The sequence below is a fragment of the Rhizorhabdus sp. genome (genome assembly GCF_018006725.1).
Lineage (GTDB): Bacteria > Pseudomonadota > Alphaproteobacteria > Sphingomonadales > Sphingomonadaceae > Rhizorhabdus.
The window spans coordinates 1-2799 of the sequence record NZ_JAGMXV010000436.1 but is presented as its reverse complement, the minus strand read 5'-3'; the positions used below and the strand labels follow the sequence as shown (position 1 = coordinate 2799).

The following is a 2799-nucleotide window of genomic DNA, read 5'->3' as shown; positions in this document are numbered from 1 at the left end:
AGCAAGGGCGATCAAGACGGGGAGGGGGCAACCGCCTATCTCAGCCCGCGTACCGTGTCGGCGATCGCGGCCTGGACCGAAGCGGCCGGGATCACGGCGGGGCCGCTGTTCCGGCGGGTGCAGGTGCGGCGCTACAAGGCGCGCGCCGCCGTGCGCGGTCGGCCGATCGACAGCATCTCGGGGCGGGAGACCTGGGATCTGCGCAAGACGCTGCCCAGGCCTGCGGTGAAGGCGCGGGTCGAATATGACATCGGCACCGTCGCGCTGCACCCGGGTTCGATCGGGCCGATCTTCCGCTCGATCATCCAGCGCGCGTTCGATCGTGGCGCTCTGCCCGACCTCACAGCCGAGGATCTGGCGCGGCTGCTCAAGGGCATCAGCGCGCACTCGACGCGGATCGGGCTGAACCAGGATCTGTTTGCGAGCGGAGAGGATCTGGCTGGGATCATGGATGCATTGCGGTGGAAGTCACCGCGAATGCCACTCGCCTATAATCGCAACCTTGCTGCAGAGCAGGGCGCAGCGGGCAGGCTGATGGCGAAGATCGGCTGATGGGGTCGCTGGTCGACTCGATTGCAGGAGGGCGTCGCTCCCCAAGCAACCTCATCGGACCGGCATGAGCTTATGGAGCTGGCCGGTGGCCCTTGCCAGCAGCGGCACAATGGTCCGTGTTTCAGGGAAGGGGGCTTGAGATCGCCTTGATGGCCTTCAATCCCGTTCCAAAACGAGCGATCGCGTCCCTGTTTCTCTCCAGCTCGCCATAGGGCAGATAGGCGAAGTCGAGATCGGCAATACGGCTGAAAGCCGGGCGACGGAGTTGCGCGCGAACGTCCTGCTCGCGCGCATTCGGTGCGACCAGGAATAGCCCGGCGGCAGCGTGCAGATCGCTCCCCGACAGCGCCAGATCGAGCATGCGCACGATCCCCGAGTAGATCGAGGTCGAATGTTCAACCTCGAACGCGGCGGCGACGCCGTCGCCACCCTTCGCCAGCCACAACACGTCGATGAGGCGGATCGAGTCCGCTCCGGGAGAGGTCGCAATGGCGTCTGGAAGGCGCTCGAGGCATCCCTGTCCAAGCGGGCAGCCAGCGTGAAGTCGACCGCGGTCATTGGCGGCGATCCACACATCGTAACCGAGGGCATGGCCGAGGTCGCGCAGCCAGGCCTGGATTTCGGCGTGCGTGCGATCGGTTTCGCCCTGCGCGGCGGCTGTCTTGTCGAGCCGGCTTGCCTCCGCTCTGGCATGTTCCAATCTGCCGAGCCAGTCGTCGGCCGCCGTTGCGTCATCCTCCAGCGGTGGCGCGGGATAGCGGCCCGAGCCAATGTCGAACAACAGTCCGCCGATCGCGCCGAGATCGTTGGAGAGCAACTCGCGGTAACGGTCGTTGAGGTCGAGGATGCCGGCGCGCATGGCGAGAAAATGATCCCATGACCCGAGCTTCACCTTGGCGCCGGTGACGGCATTGTAGCCCTTGACGATCGCGGTATTGAAGGGCGGCACCAGCGTCGGGTGAAGGAAATAGAGCAGGTTGGCCGCCGCCGGCCCCAGCCCCTTGATCTTGAGCGCGTCTATGCTGCGGATGTGGCTGATGATCTCCTCGGCGGTATCGCAGCACGAGCAATTGTCGAGCAGGCGACCGAACGCCCGCTGGTTGTCCGGGCTTTCGTAGATGTCTGGAATGCGCAGCTTGGGCTTCCACAGCCAGGCATGGTCGGCGCCCTTGAAGATCTGCCGCTGTTCGGCGATCGAGTGGACAACCGTTTCCAGTGACGAGCCGCGATAGGCGACGCCGAACCGCCCACTTTCGATTTCTGCGACCACCTGCTGCAGCCCGCGACGGATGGAGCGGAAGTTTTTCAGCCGTTCGTCCCACAGAAACCAGGAGCGATAGGTGGCGCCGGGATCGTCTCGCCAACGACGGACAAGCTCGCTCACGAGATCATGATGTGTCGCGGGTAACAAGGTCATACTGGCTGGGTCATCTAAACTGGGCTCCTTGCCGTTCAGGCTATCGCGAGCAAGGGCGGCTTGCACGTTCAATGTGCGATCCGCGAAGCGTGCTCAAATTGTCGGTGATCGCGCAGGGAAACGCCGCTGGCATTGGGCGTTGCCGGTCGCAACCGTCGACCGGGCGCACAGCCAGGCAGACGGCCGGCACGGGCGTCGCCGCCCGGGAGCGGCGACGCAACCAGCTTTTTCCGGTCGAACTTAGCGGATCACTGCTTTGCGATCGCGGTGACCTCGCCATCGCTGCCCTTGAGCGAGAGGTCGAAATCGACCTTGTCGCCGACCTTGACCGCATCGGTGATCGACGGCGCGGCCTTGAACGCCATCGTCATCGCGGGCCACTTGGCCTCCGGGATCGGACCATGATCGAGCGTGATCGTGCCTGCCGCCTTGTCGATCGCGGTGACGGTGCCATGGCCCTTGGCCTTGATCGCGGCGTTCGCGTCAGGCGCCATCGACATGTTGCCCATGTCGCCGCTCATGGTCGCGGCGGGCGCCGCCTCGTTGGTCTCAGTCGCAACGGGGGCCTCCGCCTTCTTGCCGCACGCGGCAGTCAGGGCGGCGAGGCCGAGGGCAATGGTCAGTCGTGCATGGTTCATCGTCTTCTCCTTCATGATGAAACGGGTTGAGGGATGGGATCGGTCTTGGGCCGGCGCAACAGCAGGTAGGCGGCGGGCAGGACGAACATTGAGAGCAAGGGCGCGGTCAGCATGCCGCCGATCATCGGCGCGGCAATCCGGCTCATGACCTCCGAACCCGCGCCTGATCCCAGCAGGATCGGCAGCAGGCCG

At 65.1% G+C, this 2799-nt stretch carries 3 protein-coding genes and 1 pseudogene; 1 reads left to right on the top strand and 3 read right to left on the bottom strand.

Annotated elements, in window-relative coordinates; all coding sequences use genetic code 11:
- Positions 1-552 (top strand): annotated as a pseudogene (locus KAY22_RS27430) (integrase); the annotation flags it as partial.
- 121 nt (positions 553-673) lie between these two features.
- Here KAY22_RS27430 and KAY22_RS27425 read toward each other — a convergent pair.
- From KAY22_RS27425 to KAY22_RS27415, 3 genes are all read right to left on the bottom strand, one after another.
- A complete protein-coding gene (locus tag KAY22_RS27425) occupies positions 674-1969 on the bottom strand; it encodes a hypothetical protein (RefSeq protein ID WP_013039108.1) in 1296 nt (431 codons plus the stop codon).
- Positions 1970-2217: 248 nt separating this feature from the next.
- Positions 2218-2607: a copper-binding protein gene (locus tag KAY22_RS27420; RefSeq protein ID WP_007683329.1), complete on the bottom strand. Its 390-nt coding sequence runs from the start codon at positions 2605-2607 to the stop codon at positions 2218-2220.
- Between the two features lie 11 nt (positions 2608-2618).
- On the bottom strand, positions 2619-2799 hold a 181-nt coding region (locus KAY22_RS27415), incomplete at its 5' end, for an efflux RND transporter permease subunit (RefSeq protein WP_296626211.1).